We start from the raw sequence: 22,690 nt of genomic DNA, 5'->3' as shown, positions 1-22,690 counted from the left end.
ATCAATTCAGAACGGCAGCAATAAAATCCTGGGTGCGTTGATTGCGCGGGTTCATCAGCACGTCTTCCGGTGCCCCCGTCTCTATGATTTGCCCCGCATCCATGAACACCACGCGGTTGGCCACTTCCCGGGCAAAGCCCAGTTCGTGAGTGACCACGATCATGGTCATGCCGCTTTTGGCCAGGTCGCGCATGACCGACAGCACTTCCCCGACCAGCTCGGGGTCGAGGGCCGAAGTCGGCTCATCGAACAGCATCAGCTTGGGGCGCATGGCCAAGGCACGCGCGATGGCGACCCTTTGCTGTTGACCACCCGAAAGCTCGATGGGGTAAGCATTGGCCTTGGCTTCCAGGCCGACACGCTTGAGCAGTTCCATGGCCAGTTCGCGGCAGTCTTCAACAGGCTGGCGCAGCACCTGGGATGGCCCTTCGATGATGTTTTCCAGCACCGTCATGTGGGCGAACAGGTTGAAGCGCTGGAACACCATGCCGGTCTTGAGCCGCTGCTTTGCGATTTGTACGTCGCTCAGTTCCACCAGCTTGTGGCCGTCGGTACGGAAACCGAGGATTTCGTCATCCACCCACAAGCCGCCTGCATCGACCTTTTCCAGCTGGTTGATGCACCGCAGCAACGTGCTTTTGCCCGAGCCTGACGGGCCGATGATGCACAGCACCTCGCCGTGAGGGATTTCCAGATTCACGTTCTTGAGCGCCTGGAAGTCGCCGAAGAACTTGTTGACGTCTACCGCCTTGACGATGTTCAGCATGATTGCGCCTCCTGAGGCTCAGTTACGTTTGCCAGCGCCGCGGGCGAAGCGTTTTTCCAGTCGGCTCTGACCCAGGGTCAGGATGGTCACGACCGCCAGATACCAGATGCCGGCCACGATCAACAACTCCATGACGCGGGCGTTGGCGTAGTAAATGTTCTGGGCGTTGTGCAGCAGTTCCGAGTACTGAATCACGCTGGCCAGACTGGTCATCTTCACCATGCCGATGAACTCGTTGCTGACCGGCGGGATGATGATGCGCATGGCCTGCGGCAGGATGATCCGGCGCAAGGCCTGCAAGCGCGGCATGCCGATGGACTTGGCGGCTTCATACTGGCCGCTGTCCACCGACAGCAGCCCGGCACGCACCACTTCGGCGGTGTAGGCACCTTGGTTGATCCCCAGGCCCAACAGCGCAGCGGCAAACGGCGTGATCACTTCAACGGTCTTGAACTCGAACAGACCGGGGATGCCCAGGGTCGGGAAGATCAGCGCCAGGTTGAACCACAGCAGCAGTTGCAGGATCAGCGGCGTCCCGCGGAACAGCCAGGTGTAACCCTGAGCGACATAGCGCAGCAGCGGGTTCTGCGACATGCGCATCACCGCCACGATGACCCCGAGCACGACTCCAAGCGCCATGGCCAGAATCGACATGATGATGGTGTTCAGCAGGCCGAACATGATCGATTCGGCGGTCAGGAACTGCCGCACGAAACTCCATTCGATATTGCCGTTGATAAAGGCGTTAGCCAGGCCGATCAACATCACCACGATGAGTGTCGCGGCGAAGTAGCGACCGTAGTAACGACGCGGTACCACCTTGTAGGTCGAAATGTCGTACTTGGCTGCAAGTGAAGCGCGCTCGGCGCTCGCAGAAGCTTGAGGCTTGGACATGATGCAATACCCTCCGATGAATCAGCCGCGCGGGCCCGCGTAGTCGAGTGCCCATTTTTCCTGCGCGATCAGTTGCGCCTTGAAGCGCTCGATCTGCTCGGCAACCCGCACGGGCGACGTACCGCCCCAGCCACTGCGCGCGGCCAACGCGGCTTCCAGCGTCAGCGCGTCGAGCACTTCCGGCGTCAGGCGTGAGTCGGTTGCGGCCAGTTGTTGGGTGCTGAGTTCTTCCAGGCCAATATTGTTTTCCTCGCAGAGTTGCACCAGCTTGCCGGTGATCTCGTGGGCCTCTTTGAACGGCACGCCACGCACCGCCAGCCAGTCGGCAACTTCGGTAGCGAGGGTGAAGCCCAGTGGTGCCTGACGCAGCAATTCGTCAGCGCGAACTTTCATGGTCTGGACCATGCCAGCGAACGCGGGTAGCACCAGATGCACGGTTTCCAGGCTGTCGAGAATCGCGTGTTTGTCTTCGCTCAAATCACGGTTGTACGACAGTGGCTGAGCCTTGAGCACGGCCAGAATGCCGGTCAGGCTGCCGATCAATCGGCCTGATTTGCCGCGGGCCAGTTCAGCGATATCCGGGTTCTTTTTCTGCGGCATGATCGAACTGCCGGTGGCGTAACCGTCGTCCAGTTCCACCCAGCGGAACTGACGCGACGTCCACAGGCAGAACTCTTCGGCCAGTCGCGAAATATTGATGCCGAGCATACTGCTGCAGAACAGGAATTCAGCGACGTGATCGCGGCTGGCGACAGCGTCGATGGAGTTTTCGCAGGGGCCGCTGTAGCCCATTTCTGCTGCCGAACGTTGCGGGTCGCGGGCGATGGCCGAGCCTGCCAGAGCGGCCGCGCCGAGTGGCGACAGATTGAAGCGTTTGTCCCAGTCTTGCAGGCGCTGAACGTCACGGTGAATGGCCTGAGCATGCGCCATCAAATGATGAGCGAACACGATCGGCTGCGCCTGCTGCAAGTGAGTAAAGCCCGGCGCAATGGTGTTGATGTGCTGCTCGGCTTGCGAGACCAGCGCCTTTTGCAGTTCGAGAATGGCCAGGGTCATGACCCGCACTTGATCGCGCAGGAACAGGCGCATGTCATTCGCTGACTGATCATTGCGTGAACGGCCCGCACGCAATTTGCCGCCCAGTGTGCCAAGGCGTTCGGTCAGCAGACGCTCAATGAACGTGTGCACGTCTTCGTCGGCGGCGATCGGTTCAATGCTGCCCGCAGCGAAGTCCACATCGATAGTGCGCAGCGCTTCAATGATGCGTGCGGTTTCGTCGGCGTCCAGCAGCCCGGCGCGATTCAGTTCATTGGCGTGCGCCTTGGAGCCAGCAATGTCGTACGGCGTCAGACGGAAGTAAGCGCGTGGCGAGCGGGACAGGTTGGCCATGGCTTCTGCCGGGCCGGTCTTGAAACGTGCGCCCCAAAGGCGATCAGTGGCGTCAGACATGTAAATTCTCCGTTGGCACGTTGATTGCTCAAACCCTTTTGTGTGTTATCAACTGCGATGTGAAGATCGCAGGGCGAGCAAGGAATAAGTGGGCTTACACATAACGTTGAATCGATCAATTGAGAGGGATGCTAGAAAAAACCAACGCGTGGGGAAATGTTTTAAATGGCAAGTCAACTTACTGAAACTGGAAACCTGCCAAAAAGAAGTGGTGAAGCGGCGATGTCAATGGCCACTGCCATGGACTTGAAACTCTTCAAGGTTTTTAGGGCAGTGGTTGAAGCCGGAGGCTTTACTGCGGCACAGGTAGAACTGAATATCAGCCTGGCTGCAATCAGCAAACAGATATCCGATCTTGAAATCAGACTCGGCATGCGCCTATGTACGCGCGGGCGGGAAAAGTTCTGCCTGACCGAACAAGGCAAGATCATTTATGACGCCAGCCTTGACCTGTTCATGGCGCTGGACAACTTTCGTGATCGCCTCGGTAATGTGCGTGGTGAATTACTGGGCGATTTGAATATCGCGGTGATTGATAACACCGTTTCAGACCCCGGATCGCCCTTGGTTGAAGCCCTGAAAGCCTTGCAAATAAAGGCTCCCAAGGCCAAGGTGCGTCTCAATGTGGCACCGCTGGATGAAATCGAACAAGGTATTCTGAAGGGCCGTTTTGCGGTGGGCATTGTCCCGGTTTACAGCGGCAAGGATGACTTTCAGGTGATGCCGTTGTACGACGAGATATCAGAGCTTTACTGTTCGAGCGGTCATCCATTTTTTGCCATGAATGATGAAAGTATCGATGAGCAGTGCCTGTCTCAGGCAGAGTTCGTTGAGCACGCTTATGCTGTTCATGCCGGCAAGCCGAAACTAATGAGCAGCCGCGAAGTGACGGCGGTGGCCACTCAGGTTGAGGCGGTGGCGATCTTGATTAAAACCGGTCGTTACCTGGGTTATTTGCCCGTTCATTGGGCGAGAAGTTATGTTGAGCGTGGTGAGATGCGCTCCATAAAGAGGCAAAAATTTGTCATCGCCACACCGGTGAAATTGTTGTACAGGCAACAGGTTCCACGTAACCCGTTAGTGGATGCTTTTCTGCAGATAATGCAGGAAAGTTCAGCGGCTAATAACCAAAGTTAATAAGCGTTAACTAAGTGCGCGCTGTCGGTGCATGTTACGTAAATACCCGCTTATCGTGCACCTGAACTGAACATTATGGGGTGGGTTGGCTATTACTCGACGCTTCACGCAGGCGTTGCAGGAAAACCGATTCGGCTTTTGTCAGGCGTTGCTCCTGATTCCACAGCAGGCTGATGTCCACGGAGCCAACGCCTTCTTCAGGCGGCAGGCGCCACAGATGCCCGGCACTCAATTCTTTCTGGCAGATGTGCTGCGGCAGGCAAGCGATGCCGAAACCCGCCAGCACCAGACGTAACACCTCCTGAGTATTGGCTGACGAGGCGACGATTTGCCCGGTCAACTGATGCAGGTCGCGAAACTCGGCCAGCGATGACAGTGTGCCGCCCAGCAGATCCCCGGTGAAAATAATCAACGGCTCGTTACGCAGGTCTGCGAGGCTCAGGTCCTCACGTCCATATAAAGGGTGCGCGTCGCTGCAATAAAACGCGTAGTGCTCTTGAGTCAGGCACTGCTGGCCGAGCCAGGCAGGGGCGCTACGGTTGACCGCGAGGCCGACACTGGCGGTCTTCTGGGCGAGGGAACTGAGAATCGCATCGCTCGATTGCACGTCGATTTCCAGGGTGATACCGGGATAGTCGCGATGCAGCTCCAAAAGAAACCTGTCGTAGGCCGGGCAGCGAATGCCACTCACCGTGAGCAGGCGAACTTTCCCCACCACCTGATCGCTGCTGCGCTCAAGGGCCGCGTCCAGTTGCGTGAAGTGGCCTTGCACTTCCGCCGCCACGCGCAGGGTTTCGATACCTGATTGGGTGAGCAGAAAGCGTGGTCCACGGCGCTCGATCAGCGCCGCGCCGAGTTGCTCTTCCAGACGCTTGATCGCCTGGCTCACCGCAGGCTGGGAGAGGTGCAGACGCACTGCGGCGCGGCTGATACTCAGTTCCTGTGCCACGACCTGAAATGTACGCAACAGATTCCAGTCCAGTCGCTCGCCCAATGGTCGCGAAGAGGGGCGGGGAATGGCTACCGGGCTAGTTGATTGAGTCACTGCACAGCCTTTATTGGTGAAAAAAATAATGAATATAAGTAATGGCGAATTGAACTGCGTTGCCCTTTGCTCTTAAAAAGGCTGCACAAATTGCGCCATGACCTTTTTGATGGAACCCACGATGTCCGCTCCTGCCAGCCACAATCGGCTACCGCTGCACATGCCCGAGACCGAGCGCGCCGCCCGTTGCGAGCTCGCCGCGCTCTACCGTTTGCTGGCTTACTACCGCATGACCGACCTGATCGATACGCATATTTCCTTGCGGCTGCCGGGCGACAGCGGGCACTTTCTGATCAATCGCTATGGCACGTTGTTCGAGCGCATGAGCGCCAGCACACTGGTGAAGATCGACAGCGAGGGCAACGTCGTCGATGAGTTCTACCCCGAGCATCGCGTCAACCGTGCGGGCTTTGTCATTCATTCGGCGATCCATGCAGCACGCCCTGATGCGCACTGTGTGATTCATACCCACACGGCGGCCGGTATGGCGGTGGCGGCGCAAAAAGGCGGGCTGCTGCCACTGAGTCAACATGCGCTGAAGTTCTACAACCGTTTGAGTTATCACACCTATGAAGGCATCGCGCTGGACCTCGCCGAGCGCGAGCGTCTGGTGGCCGATCTGGGCAGTACCAATGCGATGATTTTGCGTAATCACGGCTTGTTGGTAGCAGGCGGTTCAGCCGCTGAAGCGTTCTCCAATATTTACTTTCTGGAGCGTGCCTGCCAGGCGCAGGTTCAGGCATTGGCTGGCGGCACCGAATTGATACAGCCCGACCCGCAGGTCTGCGAGCACACTGCGCAGCAGTTCGAGGCCGATGACAGCGATGGCATCACCGAACTGGCCTGGGAGGCTGCACTGGAACTGATCGCCAGCCAGCGTCACGAGTATTGCTCATGAAGCCTCTGGTACTGCTTGGATCAGGCGGCGGCCTGGGTCGGGTTCGTGAAAATCTCCTGGCGCTGGACTCATCGCTGACCATTTTGCGGCCGGGCGAAGCGGGTGCGCAGGAAGCTAAAGTTGCACTTTGCTGGAATCCGTCAGCGGGCGATCTGGGGATGTTCCCTCACCTGCGCCTGATTCATTCCATCGCTGCCGGTGCTGACCAGATCTTCAAAGACCCGAGTCGGCCAGCACACGTTCCTGTCTGCCGCATCATCGATCCAGACCATCGGCTGGGCATGATCGAGTACGTGTTGTGGGGTGTTTTGCATTACCACCGCGGCTTTGATCAGATGCTGAAAAATCAGGCCCGTGTGCTGTGGAACCGCCCAGGACAGCAACCTGCCAAGCAAACCCGGGTGGGCGTTATGGGGCTTGGCGAGTTGGGGCGCGCCGTTGCGGTGCAGCTGGCGGGGCTGGGTTTCGACACGCGTGGCTGGGCACGGCGTCCGCAGCAGGTTGAAGGTGTAAAAACCTTCCAATTAGCTGAATTCAATGAATTTTTGAGCGGTCTGGACATCCTGGTCTGTTTATTGCCTCTTACCACAGAGACAGTCGGCATTCTGAATCGCGAGACCTTCGCACTCATGACGAAAGGCTCGGTGGTTATTAACTGTGGTCGTGGCGAACATCTGCGTTGCGATGACTTGCTGGCAGCGCTGGACAGCGGTCAGTTGCGTGGCGCTTTGCTGGATGTATTCGAGCAGGAACCGTTACCCAAGGAAGATCCATTCTGGCGCCATCCGCAGATATGCGTGACGCCGCACATTGCTTCATCCGCTTCCTACGAAGTGATAGCTGAACAGATTCTGGGGAACCTGAAACGCCTTGATGCGGAGCTACCCTTGGCGAATCAGGTGAACTCGGAACAGGGCTACTAGGGAGAGTAGTAACAAGCCAGACCTGGGGTGGGGGCTTCTTGGGGAGAAGAAGCCGGGGCTGGCTGTGTGTGTCTACAAGCTGCTTATCCAATGAGCTTCTTGATAATAAGAAAGCCATCGCGAATGTATTGGCGAAAGAAACATTCCCTTCTGAATCTGCCAATAAATATCCGCTCGCCCAACGAAGGAGAGCGGATGCGATAACCAACGGAGCAGCAGTAATGAATGTCAGTAAATTGAGTGTCATTGCCTTGGCAGTGGCAGCGGGATCTGTGCAGCCGGTTTTCGCTGATTCTCAGGCAGACGCCAAGGGTTTTATGGAAGGCGCCAAGTTGAACGTCAAGGCGCGCAACATGTACATGAACCGTGATAACCGCGCGACTAACGCGACCAAAGCTTACGGCGAAGAGTGGGCTCAGGGCTTCATCGGTAACTTCGAATCCGGCTTCACCCAAGGCACTGTAGGTTTCGGTCTTGATGCCATTGGCCTGTACGGCATGAAGCTGGACACCGGCGGTGGTCGCTTCGGCGGCGGCACCGGTTTGCTGCAACCCACCAAAGATGGCCAAGGCGTTAAAGACGACTACGGCTATGCGGGCGCAGCAGTAAAAATGCGCATCTCCAAAACTGTGCTCAAGTTTGGTGATCAGGTTGTCAACAACCCGGTGTTCGCCACCTCTGACAGCCGTCTGTTGCCGGAAACTGCCCAAGGTCTTTTGGTCACCAGCAATGAGATCGATAACCTCACGCTGCAAGGCGGTCACTTCACAGCACTGAGAAACCGTAACCAGAGTTCCCACGATAATGCGGGCCTGGACGTCATCAACTTCGGTGGCGGCGCGTACAAGTTCAACAAGAACCTGTCGACCAGCGCGTACTACTCCAACGTCGAAGATGTCTGGCGCAAATACTACGGCAGCCTGACCTATGCGCTCGCGCTGACGCCGCAAGATGCCGTGAAGTTTGACCTCAACGCTTACGACACCAAGAGCATTGGCAAAGAAGAGTTGGGCAAATACGACAACACCATCTGGAGCCTCACGGCGTCGTACAGCATTGGCGCGCACACCTTCCAGGTGGGTCGTCAGGTGGTCAACGGCACCAAAGGCTACGACTACGGTATCGACGGTAATAGCACCATCTTCCTCGGTAACTCGGTTCAGTATTCCGACTTCAACCATGAAGACGAGAAGTCCTGGCAGGCTCGTTACGACCTGAACATGGCGACCTATGGCGTGCCGGGTCTGAGCTTCATGACGCGGTATGTGAAAGGCACCGACTTCAAAACCGCGACCAGTGATGATGCCAAGGCCTGGGAACGCGACATCGAAGCGAAGTATGTCTTCCAGTCCGGCCCTGCCAAGGATCTGAGCCTGCGAGTTCGTGCTGCCAGCTACCGTAGCCCGTCCTCTGATGGTGCCGGTAAAATCGATGACACGCGTCTGATCATCGAGTACCCGATCAGCATCCTGTAACCCGTTTCGATCCCCATCGAGATGTAACCCGCTCCGGATTCATCCTCCGGAGCGGGTTTTTTATTGGCGCGTTTTCAGGTGTTCAACCTGCGGTAGTCACGACCGCTTTGTATCAACGCATCAATGGTTGCCAAGGGCGGCGTCCAGCCGAGCACTCGACGGGCTTTGTCCGAATCAACCGCCAATGACGCACACAGCGTTGAATACATCGGGCCTTTACCGAGCAACCTGGCCCCATGGCGCAATAACGACTTGGGCACAGGCACTAGTCGGGCGCTGGAACCCATGCCGTTCGCCAGGTGCGTCACCAGTTGGGCAGTAGACATGTCAGTGCCGTCGGATATCAGAAAAAGCTCGTTGGCAGCCGCCGGGTGCTTGATACACAGCGCAATGAAATCCACCAGATTATCCAGGGCAATCATGCTGCGCCGGTTATGAATGGCGGCAAACGGCATGGGCACGCCCGAACTTACCCATTGCATCAATCGAGAAAAATTTCTCGGTGCGTGTCCTGCGTACACCAGCGGTGGGCGGATGATTACCCATTCCATTTCGGTGCCTTTTAATAGCTTTTGCAACGCTTGCTCAGCTTCAAGTTTTGACTGTGCGTAGTCATCCGCCGGGGCGGGCAGGGATATTTCGTTAAACGCGGCATGGTGGGTTGTCGAGCCATTGACGCCGACCGAACTGATGAAAATGAAACGTCGGGTGCCTGCCGATAACGCCTGCCGTGCCAAGGCCAGTGTGCCATCGACATTGGTGCTTCTGAGTTCTTTAAGCGAACTGCCAGGCGTGGCGAGATGGGCTGCAACATGAATGACGGCATCTACGTCTTGCAGAGCGGCGGACCAGTCGGTCGCTGCATTGGCGGTGCCTACTTGAATCAGGGAAGCCATTGATGGCTCTGGATTTTCCTGGCGGGTTGAACCTGTCACTTGGTATTCAGACTCCGTGGCAAGCCTGTGCAGCAGCGCTTTTCCGATAAAACCTGTTGCGCCTGTGACGAGAATTTTCATGATCTTCCTGATAGGTCATTGGCAATAGCTGGAAGCAGAATAGTCGGGGGGGTTGGGTAATGCTGATTGTTGGCGGCACAGACCCGTTGCCAAATGTGTAGCGGTGGCGTATTTCAATTTCCGGCGCTCAGGCCTTTCATGCTCAACGCCTCCAGCAATGCCGCCGCATACCCGGGCAATGCATCGAAATCCACTGCGCACAGGAGCAATTGCCGATCGGCCCATGCGTCGCTCAACGGCACACTTTTGAAGTCATGCTGCCCTTGCCAGCGTTGCACTGCTGCTTGCGGCACGATACTCAATCCTGCGCCGTGGCTGGCCATTCGGATCGCTGCATCAAAGCCTTCAGCTCGCACCCTGATGCGCAGCCGTTTGCCGACGTGCAACGCTTGAGCTTCCAGGTGCAGGGCCAGCGCACTGTTGGCCGACAGGCCGACGAATTCGTAATCCAGCGCCTGGCTGAAATACAGGCGTTTTTCGCGGGCCAATGGATGATCCTGCGGCATGATCAGGCTTAAGGGGTCCGCTCGAAACGGTCGGGTTTGCAGGTCACTGGCGTCGACGGCGTCGGAAATAATGCCAATGTCGGCGGTACCGTGGCGCAGCGCCTGGAGGATGCGCAGGCTGGGTTGTTCTTCGACATCAATGTCGATGTTTGGATGGCTGACCAGAAAGTCTGCGAGTCGCTCAGGTAAATGTTCGCTGAGGGTCGAGCTGTTGCACAGCAGGCGTACCTGACCTTTAAAGCCTTTGGCGTAGTCCGCCAGATCAAACTGCATGCGCTCGACCTGTTGCAGAATCAGCCGTGCGTGCTGCGCCAGTGCCTTGCCAGCAGGCGTGGGCGTAACGCCGCGCCGACCGCGTTCGAGCAGCGGGATATTCAGCGAAGCTTCAAGGCCGCGAATCCGCGCGCTCGCAGACGCCAGCGACAAATGACTGCTCGCTGCTCCGGCGGTGATGTTGCCGCTTTCCAGCACATTCAAAAACAGGCGTAGATCAATCAGATCGAAGTGCATGTGGGTTTCCGGTGTGGTTCATCTCAAAACAAAGCAAACCACCGCATGGAAATACATTTTTCTGTAGGAGCTGCCGAAGGCTGCGAAGCGTTGACCCTGACACGAAGCCATCGCAGCCTTCGGCAGCTCCTACAGGTATTCAGACAGCGGCAAGTAAATACAGCCTCTGTCTCTGCCTGAGGCTGGCTCAGTATATGGCGAATTTTCCAATACGGTCTGCGCTGCCAATATACGCCCATGAACGACATTATCGAGCACTATCAAACACTCGGCTGGGCCCTATCAACATTGGTGCTGGGGGCATTTCTACTCGCCGGGACCGTGAAGGGTGTGATTGGCCTCGGCTTGCCGACGGTCGCCATGGGCTTGCTTGGGATGGCTATGCTTCCGGCGCAGGCTGCCGCCCTGTTGATCATCCCTTCGACCGTGACCAATGTCTGGCAGTTGATGACGGGTGGGCATCTGATACCGCTGCTCAAGCGGCTTTGGCCTATGTTGCTGATGATCGCTCTGGGGACGGGCTTGGGGTCCATGCTCATCGGCATCAGCAGCGGCCCATTGATGACTCGGGCGTTGGGTGCGGCCTTGTTGCTTTACGCCTTGAGCGGTCTGTTTTTACCGACGCTGCGCATTGCGCCACGCCATGAAGCCTGGCTCGGCCCCGCGTGTGGTTTTATCACCGGCATCATTACCTCGGCCACGGGGGTGTTTGTGATCCCGGCGGTACCGTACCTGCAAGCATTGGGTCTGGAGCGCAACGCGTTGGTGCAGGCGTTGGGTCTGTCGTTCACGGTCTCGACGCTGGCTTTGGCGGGGGGGCTGTTCTGGAATGGCGCACTGGGTGGCGGTGAGCTGGGGGCCTCTGTTCTGGCGCTGATCCCCGCGCTGCTGGGCATGTGGTTCGGGCAATGGCTGCGTCAACGGATCAGTGCGCAGACGTTCAGGCGGGTGTTCTTTATCGGCATGGGAATGTTGGGTTTGCATCTCATGCTTAGCTAGTCGATTTCAATAATTGAAGGTCTATTCGTGCTTGTGGATCAAAAGTCATTTGATCTCGTCGGCCTTATTCTGACAGGCCTCAGCCTGTATCTTTCGCCCATCAAATTTAATGACCCTCCCTTTTACTTGATGGGGTAACACATGAAAAAGATTCTGTTATTGAACGGCGGCAAACAATTCGCTCACTCCGATGGCCGTTACAACGCGACCCTGCACGAAGCGGCGGTGGCTTACCTGGATCGCTCCGGGTTCGACGTCAAAGAAACCTTCATTGATGGCGGCTACAACATCATTGATGAAGTGCAGAAGTACCTGTGGGCAGACGTGATCATCTATCAAATGCCAGGCTGGTGGATGGGCGCACCCTGGACCGTCAAGAAGTACATCGATGAGGTCTTCACTGAGGGGCATGGTTCGCTTTACGCCAACGACGGCCGTACCCGATCCGATGCGTCGCAGAAGTACGGCAGCGGTGGGTTGCTCAAGGGCAAGCAGTACATGATTTCCGCCACCTGGAATGCCCCACAGCAAGCTTTTGAAGACCCAACTGACTTCTTCGAAGGCAAGGGTGTGGATGCGGTGTACTTCCCGTTCCACAAAGCCAACGAGTTCCTCGACATGACCGGCTTGCCGACTTTCCTGGCGGTGGATGTCATGAAGATGCCGAACATCGAGAACGACGTGAAGCGTTACGAAGCGCACTTGGCGCAGGTGTTTGGGGTTCAATCGCAGGTTTGAGGGGCGACACAGCCCCCTGAGGGAGCGAATTCATTCGCGAAAGCGGCGGCACAGACAATAGATATGTATTGGGTGTACTGATCTCTTCGCGGATGAATTCGCTCCCACAGGTTCGGCCCTCAGTATTGGTTTTCAACTCTTGCTCAAATTAGCGCTACTATCCCGCGTATTTTCGAGCGGAGTTACAAGGATGAAAGCCCGGTCTGACGAATTACAGGTATTTGTTTCAGTCATCGAAAGCGGTTCAATTTCTGCAGCGGCCGAACAGATCGGGCAGACGCCATCGGCCATCAGCCGCACGCTGTCGCGCCTTGAAGCCAAGCTGGAAACCACCCTGATCAACCGCACCACGCGACGTATGGACCTGACGGAAGAGGGCAAGTACTTCCTGGAGCAGGCCCGGCAGATCCTCGCGCAAATGGAAGACCTCGAAGAGCGTCTGACCCTGCGTCACCAGACCCCGGCCGGGCGCCTGCGAATTAACGCGGCATCGCCATTCATGCTGCATTCGGTCGTGCCCTATGTGGCCGAGTTTCGTCAGCGTTACCCGGAAATTCAGCTGGAGCTGAACAGCAACGATCTGATCATTGATCTGCTGGAACAGAGTACTGATGTTGCCATCCGGATCGGCACCCTTGCTGATTCAACCCTGCATGCCCGTTTTCTGGGCAGTAGCCCGCTGAATATTCTGGCCAGCCCGGCCTATCTTGAGCGTCATGGTCACCCGAAAACAGTGGCCGCTCTGGCCAGCCATACACTGCTGGGCTTTACCCACACCGAAACCCTCAACCATTGGCCGTTGCGCCACGCAGAAGGTGATCGGTTGCTTATCAAACCTGCGATTTCCGCCTCCAGTGGCGAGACCTTGCGCCACTTGGCGCTCGCGGGTGAGGGCATCGTCTGTCTGTCGCATTTCATGACCCACGAAGACATCCGTCTGGGCCGCCTGAAAATCATCCTGCCGACCGCCAACAGCGGTCATCGCCAGCCGATTCACGCGGTGTACTACCGCAACTCACAGCTTGCGCTGAGGATTCAATGCTTCCTGGATTTCATTCAGGAGAAGATGGCGGGGTATGTGGTGTAGCGGGCCTCTTGCGACTAGACCGCGACGATTCAACAAGACTGTGAATGCATTCTCTGTAGGAGCTGCCGAAGGCTGCGAAGCATTAATTCTGACACACCCCCATCGCAGCCTTCGGCAGCTCCTACAGGTCTAAAATTTGCGTTTACGGCCTCTCTGGTCATTAATCAATCTCGTCTGACCTTCACGATAAGGAAGCCTCATGCGAGTGGTTATGTTCAAGACACTGGCTTTGTCAGTGGCAATCATCAGTTCCTCTTCAGTATTCGCCGTCACGCTGGAGGGCGGTGCGGTGGCGTCGCCTGATGAGTACGGCGCCAAGGTAGCGGCGGATGTGCTGCGCAAAGGCGGCAACGCGGTGGACGCGGCAGTCGCTACTGCGTTCACGCTCGCCGTCACCTACCCCGAGGCTGGCAACATTGGTGGCGGTGGTTTCATGACCTTGTTCATGGACGGCAAACCGTATTTCCTCGATTACCGCGAGACTGCACCTAAAGCTGCCAGCCGCAACATGTACCTCAACGAAAAAGGCGAGGTCATTGAAAACATGAGCCTGGTTGGCGCTCGTGCAGTGGGCGTGCCGGGTACGGTGATGGGGCTTTGGGAGGCGCATCAGAAATTCGGCAAGCTGAAGTGGGCTGAGTTGCTGACCCCCGCGATTGGCTATGCGCAGAACGGCTTCAAGGTGGCTGAAAAACAATACATGTACCGTCAGGAGGCCCTGGAGCTGTTCAAAGGCACGACCAACTTCAACGATTATTTTGGCAGCATGAAAGTGGGTGAAACCTTGCGTCAGCCAGAACTGGCCAAGACGCTGGAACGCATCGCCAACAAAGGTGCCGATGAGTTCTATACAGGCGAAACCGCTGATCTATTGGTCAAGCAGATGGAGCATGACAAGGGGCTGGTGACCAAACAGGACCTTGCTGATTACAAAGCCCTTTGGCGCAAGCCGCTGCACGTCAACTGGCAGGGCAACACGTTGTACACAGCGCCGCTGCCCAGCTCAGGTGGTGTTGCGTTGGCGCAACTGATCGGCATCAAAGAGCAGCGGGCTGATGACTTCAAAGGCGTGGCGCTCAATTCCGCCAAGTACATTCATCTGCTGGCGGAGATCGAAAAGCGCGTGTTTGCTGACCGGGCTGATTACCTGGGCGATCCGAACTTCACCAAAGCACCCGTTGCAGAGTTGATCGACCCGAGTTATCTGGCCAAGCGGGCACATGAGATCAATCCGACCGCGATCTCGCCGACCGAAAACGTCAAACCGGGGTTGGAGCCACATCAGACCACGCATTTTTCAATTGTCGACAAGCAGGGCAATGCGGTCAGCAACACCTATACGTTGAACTGGGATTACGGCAGTGGCGTGGTGGTGAAGGGCGCGGGCTTCCTGCTCAACGATGAGATGGACGACTTCAGCTCCAAGCCGGGGGTCGCCAATGCGTTTGGTGTGGTGGGCGGTAGCGCCAATGCCATCGAGCCGGGCAAGCGCATGCTGTCGTCGATGAGCCCAAGCCTGGTGACGCGTGACGGTCAGGTAACGCTGGTGTTGGGCACACCCGGTGGCTCGCGGATTTTCACCTCGATCTTTCAGGTGCTGAACAACATCTACGACTACAAGCTCCCGCTGAAGGAAGCCGTGGGCGCGCAACGTGTGCATCACCAGTTACTGCCCAAGGACACCATTTACTACGACTCCCACGCACCGCTGACCGGCAAGGTTGCCGACGAACTCAAAGCCATGGGTTACATGCTCGAAGATCAGGGCTGGGAGATGGGTAACGTGCAGGCGATCAAAGTGGACGGCACGAAGCTGGAAACTGCCTCGGATCCGAGGGGCAGGGGAGTGGGGATGGTGGTGCGTTAGTTACCGATCTGGATGTGGTGCAGTTCCCTGTGGGAGCGAATTTATTCGCGAAAGTGGTGTGTCAGACCCGGATTTTATTCAGGTCTGCCCTCTTCGCGAATGAATTCGCTCCCACAGTAAATCCGGTTTCAGTCCGGGCACTCATGCAATGTTCAAGCGGCGCGGCGCGGTGTCAGCTACACCGCGCATCTTTTACTTAATGATGTTCACGCGTCGCGCGGAATTTCACGTCAGCCCAGCGCTCTTCCATCAAGGCCAGGTTAACCCGCGTTGGCGCGAGGTAGGTCAGGTGACCGCCGCCGTCCATTGCCAGGTTTTCCACCGCTTTGACTTCAAACTCTTCGAGCTTCTTCTTGTCCGCGCAATCGATCCAGCGGGCTGAATACACAGTGATCGGCTCGTAGGCGCATTCGACTTTGTATTCTTCCTTCAGGCGGCTGGCGACCACATCGAACTGCAGCACACCGACGGCGCCAAGAATGATGTCGTTGCTGCGCAGCGGGAAGAACACCTGCGTGGCGCCTTCTTCGGCCAGTTGCTGCAAGCCTTGACGCAATTGCTTGGACTTGAGCGGATCCTTCAGACGCACGCGGCGGAACAGTTCCGGGGCGAAGTGCGGGATACCGGTGAAACCCAGGCTTTCGCCTTCGGTGAAGGTATCGCCGATCTGAATCGTGCCGTGGTTGTGCAAACCGATGATGTCGCCCGCGTAAGCCTCTTCAAGCATTTCACGCTCGGAGGAGAAGAACGTCAGCGCGTCGCCGATCCGCACGTCCTTGCCCAGACGCACATGGCGCATTTTCATGCCCTTGTCGTAGCGGCCCGAACAGATACGCATGAACGCGATACGGTCGCGGTGTTTCGGGTCCATGTTTGCCTGGATCTTGAACACGAAGCCGCTGAATTTCTCTTCAACCGGTTCAACGGTACGTTCGTTGGCAACACGGGCCAAAGGCTTGGGTGCCCAGTTCACGACCGCATCCAGTACGTGGTCAACACCGAAGTTGCCCAGAGCCGTACCGAAGAACACCGGGGTCAGTTGACCGTTGATGAACTCTTCCTGATTGAACTCGTGGCAGGCGCCTTGCACCAGCTCCAGTTGCTCAACGAAGCGGTCGTACTCGTCGCCCAAATGAGCGCGGGCTTCGTCCGAATCCAGCTTCTGGATGATCTTGGTTTCAGTTCGCTCGTGGCCATGGCCTGCGGTGTAGACAATGATGTAGTCGTCAGCCAGGTGGTAAACACCCTTGAAGTCGCGGTAGCACCCAATCGGCCAGGTAACTGGCGCAGCCTTGATTTTCAGGACCGCTTCGATCTCGTCCAGCAACTCGATCGGGTCGCGAATATCGCGGTCGAGTTTGTTGATGAAGCTGACGATCGGCGTGTCACGCAGACGGCACACGTCCATCAGCGCGATGGTCCGAGGCTCAACCCCTTTACCACCATCGAGCACCATCAGCGCCGAGTCGACGGCAGTGAGGGTGCGATAGGTATCTTCGGAGAAGTCTTCGTGGCCCGGGGTGTCGAGCAGGTTGATCATGTGATCGCGATACGGGAACTGCATGACCGAGGTGGTGATGGAGATGCCGCGTTGCTTCTCCATTTCCATCCAGTCGGATGTCGCGTGACGATCGGACTTGCGAGATTTCACCGTGCCGGCGACGGAAATGGCCTTGCCCATCAACAGCAGTTTTTCTGTGATGGTGGTTTTACCCGCATCCGGGTGGGAAATAATGGCGAAAGTGCGGCGTTTCGCGACTTCGGCGGCCTGTTGGGTCATGGGAAATCGCCTGGCAGGTGAGTCAAAAAAGGGCGCAGATTATAGCCTAAGTCGAGGCAATAACCGTACCGTTGAGTAGATGCGCGGTGGCCAATTAGCATCTTTCATGGGAACCTTTCAGATCGTGGAGACGTCCATTCCCCCGTCAAGGCCAGTAAAACGGCCAACGTCAGGGGCTGATTCATCAGCATTGTTGGCTTGACGAAGCTGCGCTAATGGCTTGTGTTTTCGCCGAGGGCAACCTCAATGGCGACCCACCCGCTGCTCTTCGCGAACGTTATTCCTGATCACCTGCAAGGGTCGGTCAACGGCAACGCGTTCGCCGACTGAAATAAGGAGTCCGCCTGTGGCTAATCGCTATGGCAAGGGGCTGATTGGAGGTGCGGTTGTTATCGCACTCCTGGCCCTGCTGATCCACTGGATCGGCATCAGTACTATCAAGCAATACCAGGATGACCTGCTCTTCTATCTGCAAGCTCATCTGGTTCTGGTTCTGGTTTCAATGTTGGCGGCCCTTGTGGTCGGGATCCCGGCGGGCATTGCCCTTAGCCGACCCAGCATGGTTGGCCGCGCCGAACGCTTCATGCAGATCTTCAACATTGGCAACACCGTTCCGCCTCTCGCCGTTCTGGCCATTGCCCTCGGGATTCTCGGGATTGGTAGTGGGCCTGCGATCTTCGCGCTGTTCCTCGCCTCGCTGTTGCCCATCGTGCGCAACACCTACGAAGGCCTCAAAAACGTTCAGGGTTCACTCAAGGAAGCCGCAGTCGGTATCGGCATGACGCCGCGTCAGGTTCTGTGGCGGGTCGAATTGCCCAACGCGGTGCCGATCATCGTCGGCGGTGTGCGTGTGGCGCTGGCGATCAACGTCGGTACTGCGCCTCTGGCCTTCCTGATCGGCGCCAACAGCCTCGGCAGCCTGATCTTCCCGGGCATCGCCTTGAACAATCAGCCGCAACTGGTGCTGGGCGCGGCGTGTACCGCTCTGCTGGCATTGCTGCTTGATGGTCTGGTGACACTCGCCAGTCGTACCTGGCTGGAACGTGGCCTGACTCGCTGAGCGAAAGGATTACCGATGAAAAAATTATGCTTGTTTCTAGGCTTTGCCATGCTGTTCCCGGCATTTGCCCAGGCAGCGGACAAACCGCTGCTGCGCATTGGCGCTCGTGTGTTTACCGAGCAGACCATGCTGGCTGAACTCACCGCGCAATACCTGCGTACCAAAAACTATGACGTGCAAATCACTGGCGGTCTGGGCAGTAACCTTGCCCGCAGCGCACAGGAAAGCGGTCAGCTCGATTTGCTGTGGGAATACACCGGCGTTTCTCTCGTGGCTTACAACCACATCGATGAAAAGCTCGACAGCGAACAAACCTACGCACGGGTGAAAGAAGTCGACGCGAAGAAAGGCCTGGTCTGGCTTTCGCCGTCGAAATTCAATAACACCTACGCCTTGGCGTTGCCGCAGAAAGTGGCGGACAAATATCCGCAGGTCAACACCATGACCGACCTGACCAAAGTCCTCAAAGACGAAGCCAAAGAGGGTCATGTCGTAGCGCTGGACACCGAGTTCGCCAACCGTTCCGACGGTCTGATCGGCATGGTCAAGCATTACGACATGAATCTCGGTCGTGAAAACACTCGGCAGATGGACGCAGGCCTGGTGTACACCGCGCTGCGTAACGGCCAGGTATTTGCCGGGCTCGTCTACACCACCGACGGCCGCTTAAACGCCTTCAAGCTCAAAGTGCTGGAAGACGACAAGCATTACTTCCCGGACTACACCGCTGCGCCGGTGATCCGTCAGGAGTATCTGGACAAGCATCCGGAAATCGCCACGTTGCTCAAGCCGCTGGCTGATCTGCTGGACAACCAGACCATGATCGACCTCAACGCTCGCATCGACGTTGGTCATGAAAGCCCATCCACGGTTGCCGCAGATTTCCTGCGTCAGCACCCACTTAACTAAGGAAGGAGACGATATGAGTATTTTTAGCGCCTTCTCCCACCTGGATTGGGCACAGGTCATTCAACTGACCTGGCAGCACATCACGCTGGTCGGCATTGCCGTGACACTGGCCATTGTTGTCGGCGTTCCACTGGGTGTGTTGATGACCCGCTTCCCGGCGCTCGCTGGCCCGCTGCAAGCCAGCGCCACCGTGTTGCTGACCGTGCCATCGATTGCACTGTTCGGCCTGCTGCTGCCGTTCTACTCCAAGTTCGGCCAGGGCCTTGGCCCGATGCCCGCGATCACTGCCGTATTCCTGTATTCGTTGTTGCCGATCATGCGCAACACGTATCTGGCACTGACAGGCGTGGAACCGGGTATTCGCGAGGCCGCCAAAGGCATCGGCATGACCTTCGGCCAGCGCCTGCGCATGGTTGAACTGCCTATCGCCGTACCGGTGATTCTCGCTGGCGTGCGTACTGCCGTGGTGATGAACATCGGTGTCATGACCATCGCCGCCACCATCGGTGCTGGCGGTCTGGGTGTACTTATTCTTGCTTCAATCAGCCGCAGCGATATGTCGATGCTGATCGTCGGCGCGGTACTAGTCAGTATTCTGGCCATCATCGCTGACCTTCTCCTGCAATGGCTGCAACGTGCGCTGACTCCAAAAGGATTACTGAAATGATCGAACTACAGAACCTGTCCAAGACTTTCCAGAGCAACGGCAAAGAAGTGAAGGCTGTCGATTCGGTCAGCCTCACCGTTAACGAAGGCGAGATCTGCGTCTTCCTTGGCCCGTCTGGTTGCGGCAAGTCCACTACCCTGAAAATGATCAACCGCTTGATCATGCCGACCTCCGGCAAGGTGCTGATCAATGGTGAAGACACCACTGATCTGGACGAAGTGACCCTGCGTCGCAACATCGGCTACGTGATTCAGCAGATCGGTCTGTTCCCGAACATGACCATCGAAGAAAACATCGTAGTGGTGCCAAAACTGTTGGGCTGGGACGCTAAGCGTTGCCACGACCGTGCTCGTGAACTGATGAGCATGATCAAGCTGGAGCCCAAGCAGTACCTGCATCGTTACCCGCGTGAACTGTCCGGTGGTCAGCAGCAGCGTATCGGCGTCATCCGCGCCTTAGCCGCTGACGCGCCTTTGCTGTTGATGGACGAACCGTTCGGTGCGGTCGACCCGATCAACCGCGAGATGATCCAGAACGAATTCTTCGAGATGCAACGCGCGCTGAACAAGACCGTGATCATGGTCAGTCACGACATTGACGAAGCGATCAAGCTGGGCGACAAGATCGCGATCTTCCGCGCAGGCAAACTGCTGCAGATCGACCATCCGGATACTTTGCTGGCACACCCGGCAGACGAGTTCGTGTCGAGCTTCGTCGGCCAGGACAGCACCCTCAAGCGTCTGCTGTTGGTCAAAGCCGAAGATGCTGCCGACAACGCACCATCGGTCAGCCCGGAAACCCCGGTGGCCGATGCACTGGAAGTGATGGACGAAAACGACCGTCGCTACATCGTCGTCACCGATGCCGAGAACAAGGCCATGGGCTACGTGCGCCGTCGCGATCTGCATCGCCAGACCGGCACCTGCCTGCCGTTCCTGCGTCAGTTCAACGCCACCGCGGCCTACGACGAACACTTGCGCATCCTGCTGTCGCGCATGTACGAGTTCAACCGCTCATGGCTGCCGGTGCTGGATGCCGAGAACGTGTTCCTGGGTGAAGTGACACAGGAATCGATTGCGGAATACCTGAGCTCGGGTCGTTCCCGTGGTGGCAAGACCAGCATCGTTTCGCCGGCTGAGATTGCGGCTGACGCGGCCAGCTGACGATATAAGCCCGCCGCTGTAATCGCGGCGGGCTCGTCGATCTGACCGTCAGTTCAGTACACTATGAATGGCGCAATAAGGCCCACCGAGTCCTGATTAAAAATATCGGTGATTATTAGAGTCGCTACATAGGATCCAGCCGGTAGTACCAGATAGAACGTATATTCTCGTTGGTGAGGTATTGCCTCCGAAGTGTAGGTTAGCGGGGCGCTGTGCATTTCTTCACGTATGACGATGTGGAAACTGAGTTGGGGAGGTGAGTTGACGGGAATTGCCCACTGAAGATGTATTTCGTTCATCTGCGGATTATAGGCTGCTCTAAAGAAGTCTATTCTGGGTGGGGTGACAGGTTTGGGTTTGTCATCAAATTGGTTGGGTTCCAGGCGTAGGGAGGGCTCCGTATTTTCATGCGTCCCACCTGCAATCAGTTTGATATTTGTGTCGCCCCCATCACCTCCATTGTAGGTGAGTGTTGCATTCCATTTACTTGGCTCTCCGCCTGCTCCTGCCACATAGTAAAGAGGCTTTTGCCAAGTGCCATCTTTATTCATTCTAAAATGTTGACCGTAAACACCGTAGTAACCCAGTGCGTCACCGTAAAAGCGCTCCAGAAATCCCGTGCATGTGGTGCCGGAGAGAGGAACGTCTGGCTCAGGCACTGATGCCGACATGTAGTGTGTCCATCTTTCGTCGGCGTAGGAGTACATAAACATCGCCATGCGAGTCACCTCTTCGCCTGGTATGTACCACCTTCTAATCACGATCGCATACCACTGATCCGGTGACCAAGGCATAGGGTGCGACGTATGCAGGCCAGTGCCTTCTCCTCCAAAGTGACTTGAATGCAGGCCCTCGATCCCATAGTCGAGACGTACCTCGGATTCGTCTGGATTATCCACAAGGTCCCAGATTGAACAGATGTTGTTGTAGGTAAATATCTGCCCGTCGACGACAGCATCATCCAGGTGCTGGATACCCGCGTAACCACCACGCGGTCCAAACCAGAAGTCACAGCCCGACCAGTAAATGTGAATATTGTCTCCGGCTCGAGGCACGTACTGCTCAATGTAGGAGAGCTCTGCTTCGACCTCTTCGAATACGGAGCTAATGGCAGGCCCCCAGGTAGGTACATCCGAATTAACAAGTCTGTCATTGTTTCTTATCTTTTTCATGGTCGGACGCTCCTCGGGAAAAGGTTATTTTCGGGTCTTTTTTTTGAGGAGTAACCTGATATAAATGACAGTGTTTGGAATATGTATGAATAAAAAGTGGTTTTTTTAGTCTGAATTAATAAAGTTTCGGCATTCGCTGGCGGAATTGGAGGCTGCACAAGCGCAAGTTTGGCGTTGGCCTCGGTGTGACGAGCTGACAATAACGCACCTACAGGAAAATGCTTTTTACTGCAGGCGCTGCCGAAGGCTGCGAATTGCGGTGCGTCAGATAAGGCGCTTTCGCAGCCTATGGCAGCTTCTACAGAGGACGTGTTTCGCTTAACGGGATTCCATGGCCATCATAGACCGCTCAACCAGCCCCTGCGCAATCTCGACCAGATGCACCACCGAAAACGCCAGGTCGCGTTTCTGGCCGGTGAGATGGTCGCTGGATTCGTAGGCGGTGGCGGCTGCGCAACGGAGAAGGTCGCTGATGCGTTGGAGGTCTTGTTCTAGCGTGGCGGTTGGCTGGGTCATATCTTGGTTCCTATAGATTTAAGTACCAGCCTTAATCGTTCTCACGCGAAAAGGGTGGCAGCTGCGAACAGGGTGAGAAACCGGTCATAGGCACCCGGCCAGACAAAAGTCTG

General features: G+C 56.7%; 21 protein-coding genes. 12 read left to right on the top strand and 9 right to left on the bottom strand.

What is annotated here, in order from left to right; translation table 11 throughout:
* Position 1 precedes the first annotated feature (1 nt).
* Genes EE949_RS25295 through argH form a run of 3 tightly spaced genes read right to left on the bottom strand, consistent with a single transcriptional unit; the run spans position 2 to position 3,109 of the window.
* Positions 2-766 (bottom strand): amino acid ABC transporter ATP-binding protein, encoded by a 765-nt coding sequence (locus EE949_RS25295; RefSeq protein ID WP_122666804.1) that lies wholly within the window; start codon positions 764-766, stop codon positions 2-4.
* Positions 767-784: 18 nt separating this feature from the next.
* Complete coding sequence (locus EE949_RS25290) at positions 785-1,660, bottom strand: amino acid ABC transporter permease (protein WP_122666803.1); 876 nt, start codon at positions 1,658-1,660, stop codon at positions 785-787.
* Positions 1,661-1,681: 21 nt separating this feature from the next.
* Positions 1,682-3,109: an argininosuccinate lyase gene (argH, locus tag EE949_RS25285; RefSeq protein WP_122666802.1), complete on the bottom strand. Its 1,428-nt coding sequence runs from the start codon at positions 3,107-3,109 to the stop codon at positions 1,682-1,684.
* Positions 3,110-3,274: 165 nt separating this feature from the next.
* Here argH and EE949_RS25280 point away from each other — a divergent pair, with 165 nt between their 5' ends.
* On the top strand, positions 3,275-4,246 hold the full coding sequence (locus tag EE949_RS25280) for a LysR family transcriptional regulator (protein ID WP_162873997.1): 972 nt from the start codon (positions 3,275-3,277) through the stop codon (positions 4,244-4,246).
* 73 nt (positions 4,247-4,319) lie between these two features.
* On the opposite strand, the gene EE949_RS25275 is transcribed toward EE949_RS25280, so the two are convergent.
* Positions 4,320-5,291, bottom strand: coding sequence for a LysR family transcriptional regulator (locus tag EE949_RS25275; RefSeq protein ID WP_122666800.1), 972 nt, complete (start codon positions 5,289-5,291; stop codon positions 4,320-4,322).
* Between the two features lie 121 nt (positions 5,292-5,412).
* Here EE949_RS25275 and EE949_RS25270 point away from each other — a divergent pair, with 121 nt between their 5' ends.
* From EE949_RS25270 to EE949_RS25260, 3 genes are all read left to right on the top strand, one after another.
* The gene (locus EE949_RS25270; RefSeq protein WP_122666799.1) at positions 5,413-6,189 is read left to right on the top strand and encodes a class II aldolase/adducin family protein; all 777 of its coding nucleotides are present in this window, start codon (positions 5,413-5,415) and stop codon (positions 6,187-6,189) included.
* Positions 6,186-7,112 (top strand): 2-hydroxyacid dehydrogenase, encoded by a 927-nt coding sequence (locus tag EE949_RS25265; RefSeq protein WP_122666798.1) that lies wholly within the window; start codon positions 6,186-6,188, stop codon positions 7,110-7,112. Before EE949_RS25270 ends, EE949_RS25265 begins: the two co-directional genes overlap by 4 nt.
* 221 nt (positions 7,113-7,333) lie before the next feature.
* Positions 7,334-8,587: an OprD family porin gene (locus tag EE949_RS25260; RefSeq protein ID WP_122666797.1), complete on the top strand. Its 1,254-nt coding sequence runs from the start codon at positions 7,334-7,336 to the stop codon at positions 8,585-8,587.
* 74 nt (positions 8,588-8,661) lie between these two features.
* On the opposite strand, the gene EE949_RS25255 is transcribed toward EE949_RS25260, so the two are convergent.
* On the bottom strand, positions 8,662-9,603 hold the full coding sequence (locus EE949_RS25255; protein ID WP_122666796.1) for an NAD-dependent epimerase/dehydratase family protein: 942 nt from the start codon (positions 9,601-9,603) through the stop codon (positions 8,662-8,664).
* A 113-nt stretch (positions 9,604-9,716) separates the two neighbouring features.
* On the bottom strand, positions 9,717-10,619 hold the full coding sequence (locus EE949_RS25250; protein WP_122666795.1) for a LysR substrate-binding domain-containing protein: 903 nt from the start codon (positions 10,617-10,619) through the stop codon (positions 9,717-9,719).
* Positions 10,620-10,856: 237 nt separating this feature from the next.
* On the opposite strand from EE949_RS25250, the gene EE949_RS25245 reads away from it, so the two are divergent.
* The 4 genes from EE949_RS25245 to ggt all read left to right on the top strand — a co-directional run bounded on the left by EE949_RS25245 (position 10,857) and on the right by ggt (position 15,310).
* Positions 10,857-11,618 (top strand): sulfite exporter TauE/SafE family protein, encoded by a 762-nt coding sequence (locus EE949_RS25245; RefSeq protein ID WP_122666794.1) that lies wholly within the window; start codon positions 10,857-10,859, stop codon positions 11,616-11,618.
* 141 nt (positions 11,619-11,759) lie between these two features.
* Entirely contained in the window at positions 11,760-12,356 is a 597-nt protein-coding gene (locus EE949_RS25240) for an NAD(P)H-dependent oxidoreductase (protein ID WP_122666793.1), read from the top strand.
* A gap of 190 nt (positions 12,357-12,546) precedes the next feature.
* The gene (locus EE949_RS25235) at positions 12,547-13,443 is read left to right on the top strand and encodes a LysR family transcriptional regulator (protein WP_122666792.1); all 897 of its coding nucleotides are present in this window, start codon (positions 12,547-12,549) and stop codon (positions 13,441-13,443) included.
* A gap of 199 nt (positions 13,444-13,642) precedes the next feature.
* Positions 13,643-15,310 (top strand): gamma-glutamyltransferase, encoded by a 1,668-nt coding sequence (gene ggt / locus EE949_RS25230; protein WP_122666791.1) that lies wholly within the window; start codon positions 13,643-13,645, stop codon positions 15,308-15,310.
* A 196-nt stretch (positions 15,311-15,506) separates the two neighbouring features.
* On the opposite strand, the gene EE949_RS25225 is transcribed toward ggt, so the two are convergent.
* Positions 15,507-17,090: a peptide chain release factor 3 gene (locus EE949_RS25225; protein WP_122666790.1), complete on the bottom strand. Its 1,584-nt coding sequence runs from the start codon at positions 17,088-17,090 to the stop codon at positions 15,507-15,509.
* 346 nt (positions 17,091-17,436) lie between these two features.
* Here EE949_RS25225 and EE949_RS25215 point away from each other — a divergent pair, with 346 nt between their 5' ends.
* Genes EE949_RS25215 through EE949_RS25200 form a run of 4 tightly spaced genes read left to right on the top strand, consistent with a single transcriptional unit; the run spans position 17,437 to position 20,889 of the window.
* Positions 17,437-18,150, top strand: coding sequence for an ABC transporter permease (locus tag EE949_RS25215; protein WP_122666789.1), 714 nt, complete (start codon positions 17,437-17,439; stop codon positions 18,148-18,150).
* Between the two features lie 15 nt (positions 18,151-18,165).
* Complete coding sequence (locus EE949_RS25210; protein WP_122666788.1) at positions 18,166-19,059, top strand: glycine betaine ABC transporter substrate-binding protein; 894 nt, start codon at positions 18,166-18,168, stop codon at positions 19,057-19,059.
* A gap of 13 nt (positions 19,060-19,072) precedes the next feature.
* On the top strand, positions 19,073-19,726 hold the full coding sequence (locus EE949_RS25205; protein WP_087266619.1) for an ABC transporter permease: 654 nt from the start codon (positions 19,073-19,075) through the stop codon (positions 19,724-19,726).
* The gene (locus EE949_RS25200) at positions 19,723-20,889 is read left to right on the top strand and encodes an osmoprotectant ABC transporter ATP-binding protein OsmV (protein ID WP_122666787.1); all 1,167 of its coding nucleotides are present in this window, start codon (positions 19,723-19,725) and stop codon (positions 20,887-20,889) included. The genes EE949_RS25205 and EE949_RS25200 overlap by 4 nt, the downstream gene beginning before the upstream one ends.
* Before the next feature lie 53 nt (positions 20,890-20,942).
* Here the strand turns inward: EE949_RS25200 and EE949_RS25195 are convergent, their stop codons facing one another.
* Together EE949_RS25195 and EE949_RS25190 are read right to left on the bottom strand one after the other, a co-directional pair.
* A complete protein-coding gene (locus tag EE949_RS25195; RefSeq protein WP_122666786.1) occupies positions 20,943-22,061 on the bottom strand; it encodes a DUF3472 domain-containing protein in 1,119 nt (372 codons plus the stop codon).
* 318 nt (positions 22,062-22,379) lie between these two features.
* Positions 22,380-22,577, bottom strand: coding sequence for a DUF6124 family protein (locus tag EE949_RS25190; protein WP_122666785.1), 198 nt, complete (start codon positions 22,575-22,577; stop codon positions 22,380-22,382).
* Positions 22,578-22,690: the final 113 nt, after the last annotated feature.

Origin of the sequence: Pseudomonas viridiflava (assembly GCF_900602065.1) — a bacterium.
GTDB lineage: Bacteria > Pseudomonadota > Gammaproteobacteria > Pseudomonadales > Pseudomonadaceae > Aquipseudomonas.
Note: the sequence above shows the minus strand (reverse complement) of the source record. Positions and strands in the feature narration are given on the sequence as shown.

Bases quoted from the DNA above. Each gene is read 5' to 3' on its own strand.
- ggt (WP_122666791.1), top strand. From the start codon at position 13,643: ATGCGAGTGGTTATGTTCAAGACACTGGCTTTGTCAGTGGCAATCATC.
- EE949_RS25265 (WP_122666798.1), top strand. From the start codon at position 6,186: ATGAAGCCTCTGGTACTGCTTGGATCAGGCGGCGGCCTGGGTCGGGTT.
- argH (WP_122666802.1), bottom strand. From the start codon at position 3,109: ATGTCTGACGCCACTGATCGCCTTTGGGGCGCACGTTTCAAGACCGGC.
- EE949_RS25295 (WP_122666804.1), bottom strand. From the start codon at position 766: ATGCTGAACATCGTCAAGGCGGTAGACGTCAACAAGTTCTTCGGCGAC.
- EE949_RS25210 (WP_122666788.1), top strand. From the start codon at position 18,166: ATGAAAAAATTATGCTTGTTTCTAGGCTTTGCCATGCTGTTCCCGGCA.
- EE949_RS25280 (WP_162873997.1), top strand. From the start codon at position 3,275: ATGGCAAGTCAACTTACTGAAACTGGAAACCTGCCAAAAAGAAGTGGT.
- EE949_RS25270 (WP_122666799.1), top strand. From the start codon at position 5,413: ATGTCCGCTCCTGCCAGCCACAATCGGCTACCGCTGCACATGCCCGAG.
- EE949_RS25290 (WP_122666803.1), bottom strand. From the start codon at position 1,660: ATGTCCAAGCCTCAAGCTTCTGCGAGCGCCGAGCGCGCTTCACTTGCA.
- EE949_RS25225 (WP_122666790.1), bottom strand. From the start codon at position 17,090: ATGACCCAACAGGCCGCCGAAGTCGCGAAACGCCGCACTTTCGCCATT.
- EE949_RS25235 (WP_122666792.1), top strand. From the start codon at position 12,547: ATGAAAGCCCGGTCTGACGAATTACAGGTATTTGTTTCAGTCATCGAA.
- EE949_RS25240 (WP_122666793.1), top strand. From the start codon at position 11,760: ATGAAAAAGATTCTGTTATTGAACGGCGGCAAACAATTCGCTCACTCC.
- EE949_RS25205 (WP_087266619.1), top strand. From the start codon at position 19,073: ATGAGTATTTTTAGCGCCTTCTCCCACCTGGATTGGGCACAGGTCATT.
- EE949_RS25245 (WP_122666794.1), top strand. From the start codon at position 10,857: ATGAACGACATTATCGAGCACTATCAAACACTCGGCTGGGCCCTATCA.
- EE949_RS25255 (WP_122666796.1), bottom strand. From the start codon at position 9,603: ATGAAAATTCTCGTCACAGGCGCAACAGGTTTTATCGGAAAAGCGCTG.
- EE949_RS25195 (WP_122666786.1), bottom strand. From the start codon at position 22,061: ATGAAAAAGATAAGAAACAATGACAGACTTGTTAATTCGGATGTACCT.
- EE949_RS25190 (WP_122666785.1), bottom strand. From the start codon at position 22,577: ATGACCCAGCCAACCGCCACGCTAGAACAAGACCTCCAACGCATCAGC.
- EE949_RS25260 (WP_122666797.1), top strand. From the start codon at position 7,334: ATGAATGTCAGTAAATTGAGTGTCATTGCCTTGGCAGTGGCAGCGGGA.
- EE949_RS25200 (WP_122666787.1), top strand. From the start codon at position 19,723: ATGATCGAACTACAGAACCTGTCCAAGACTTTCCAGAGCAACGGCAAA.
- EE949_RS25250 (WP_122666795.1), bottom strand. From the start codon at position 10,619: ATGCACTTCGATCTGATTGATCTACGCCTGTTTTTGAATGTGCTGGAA.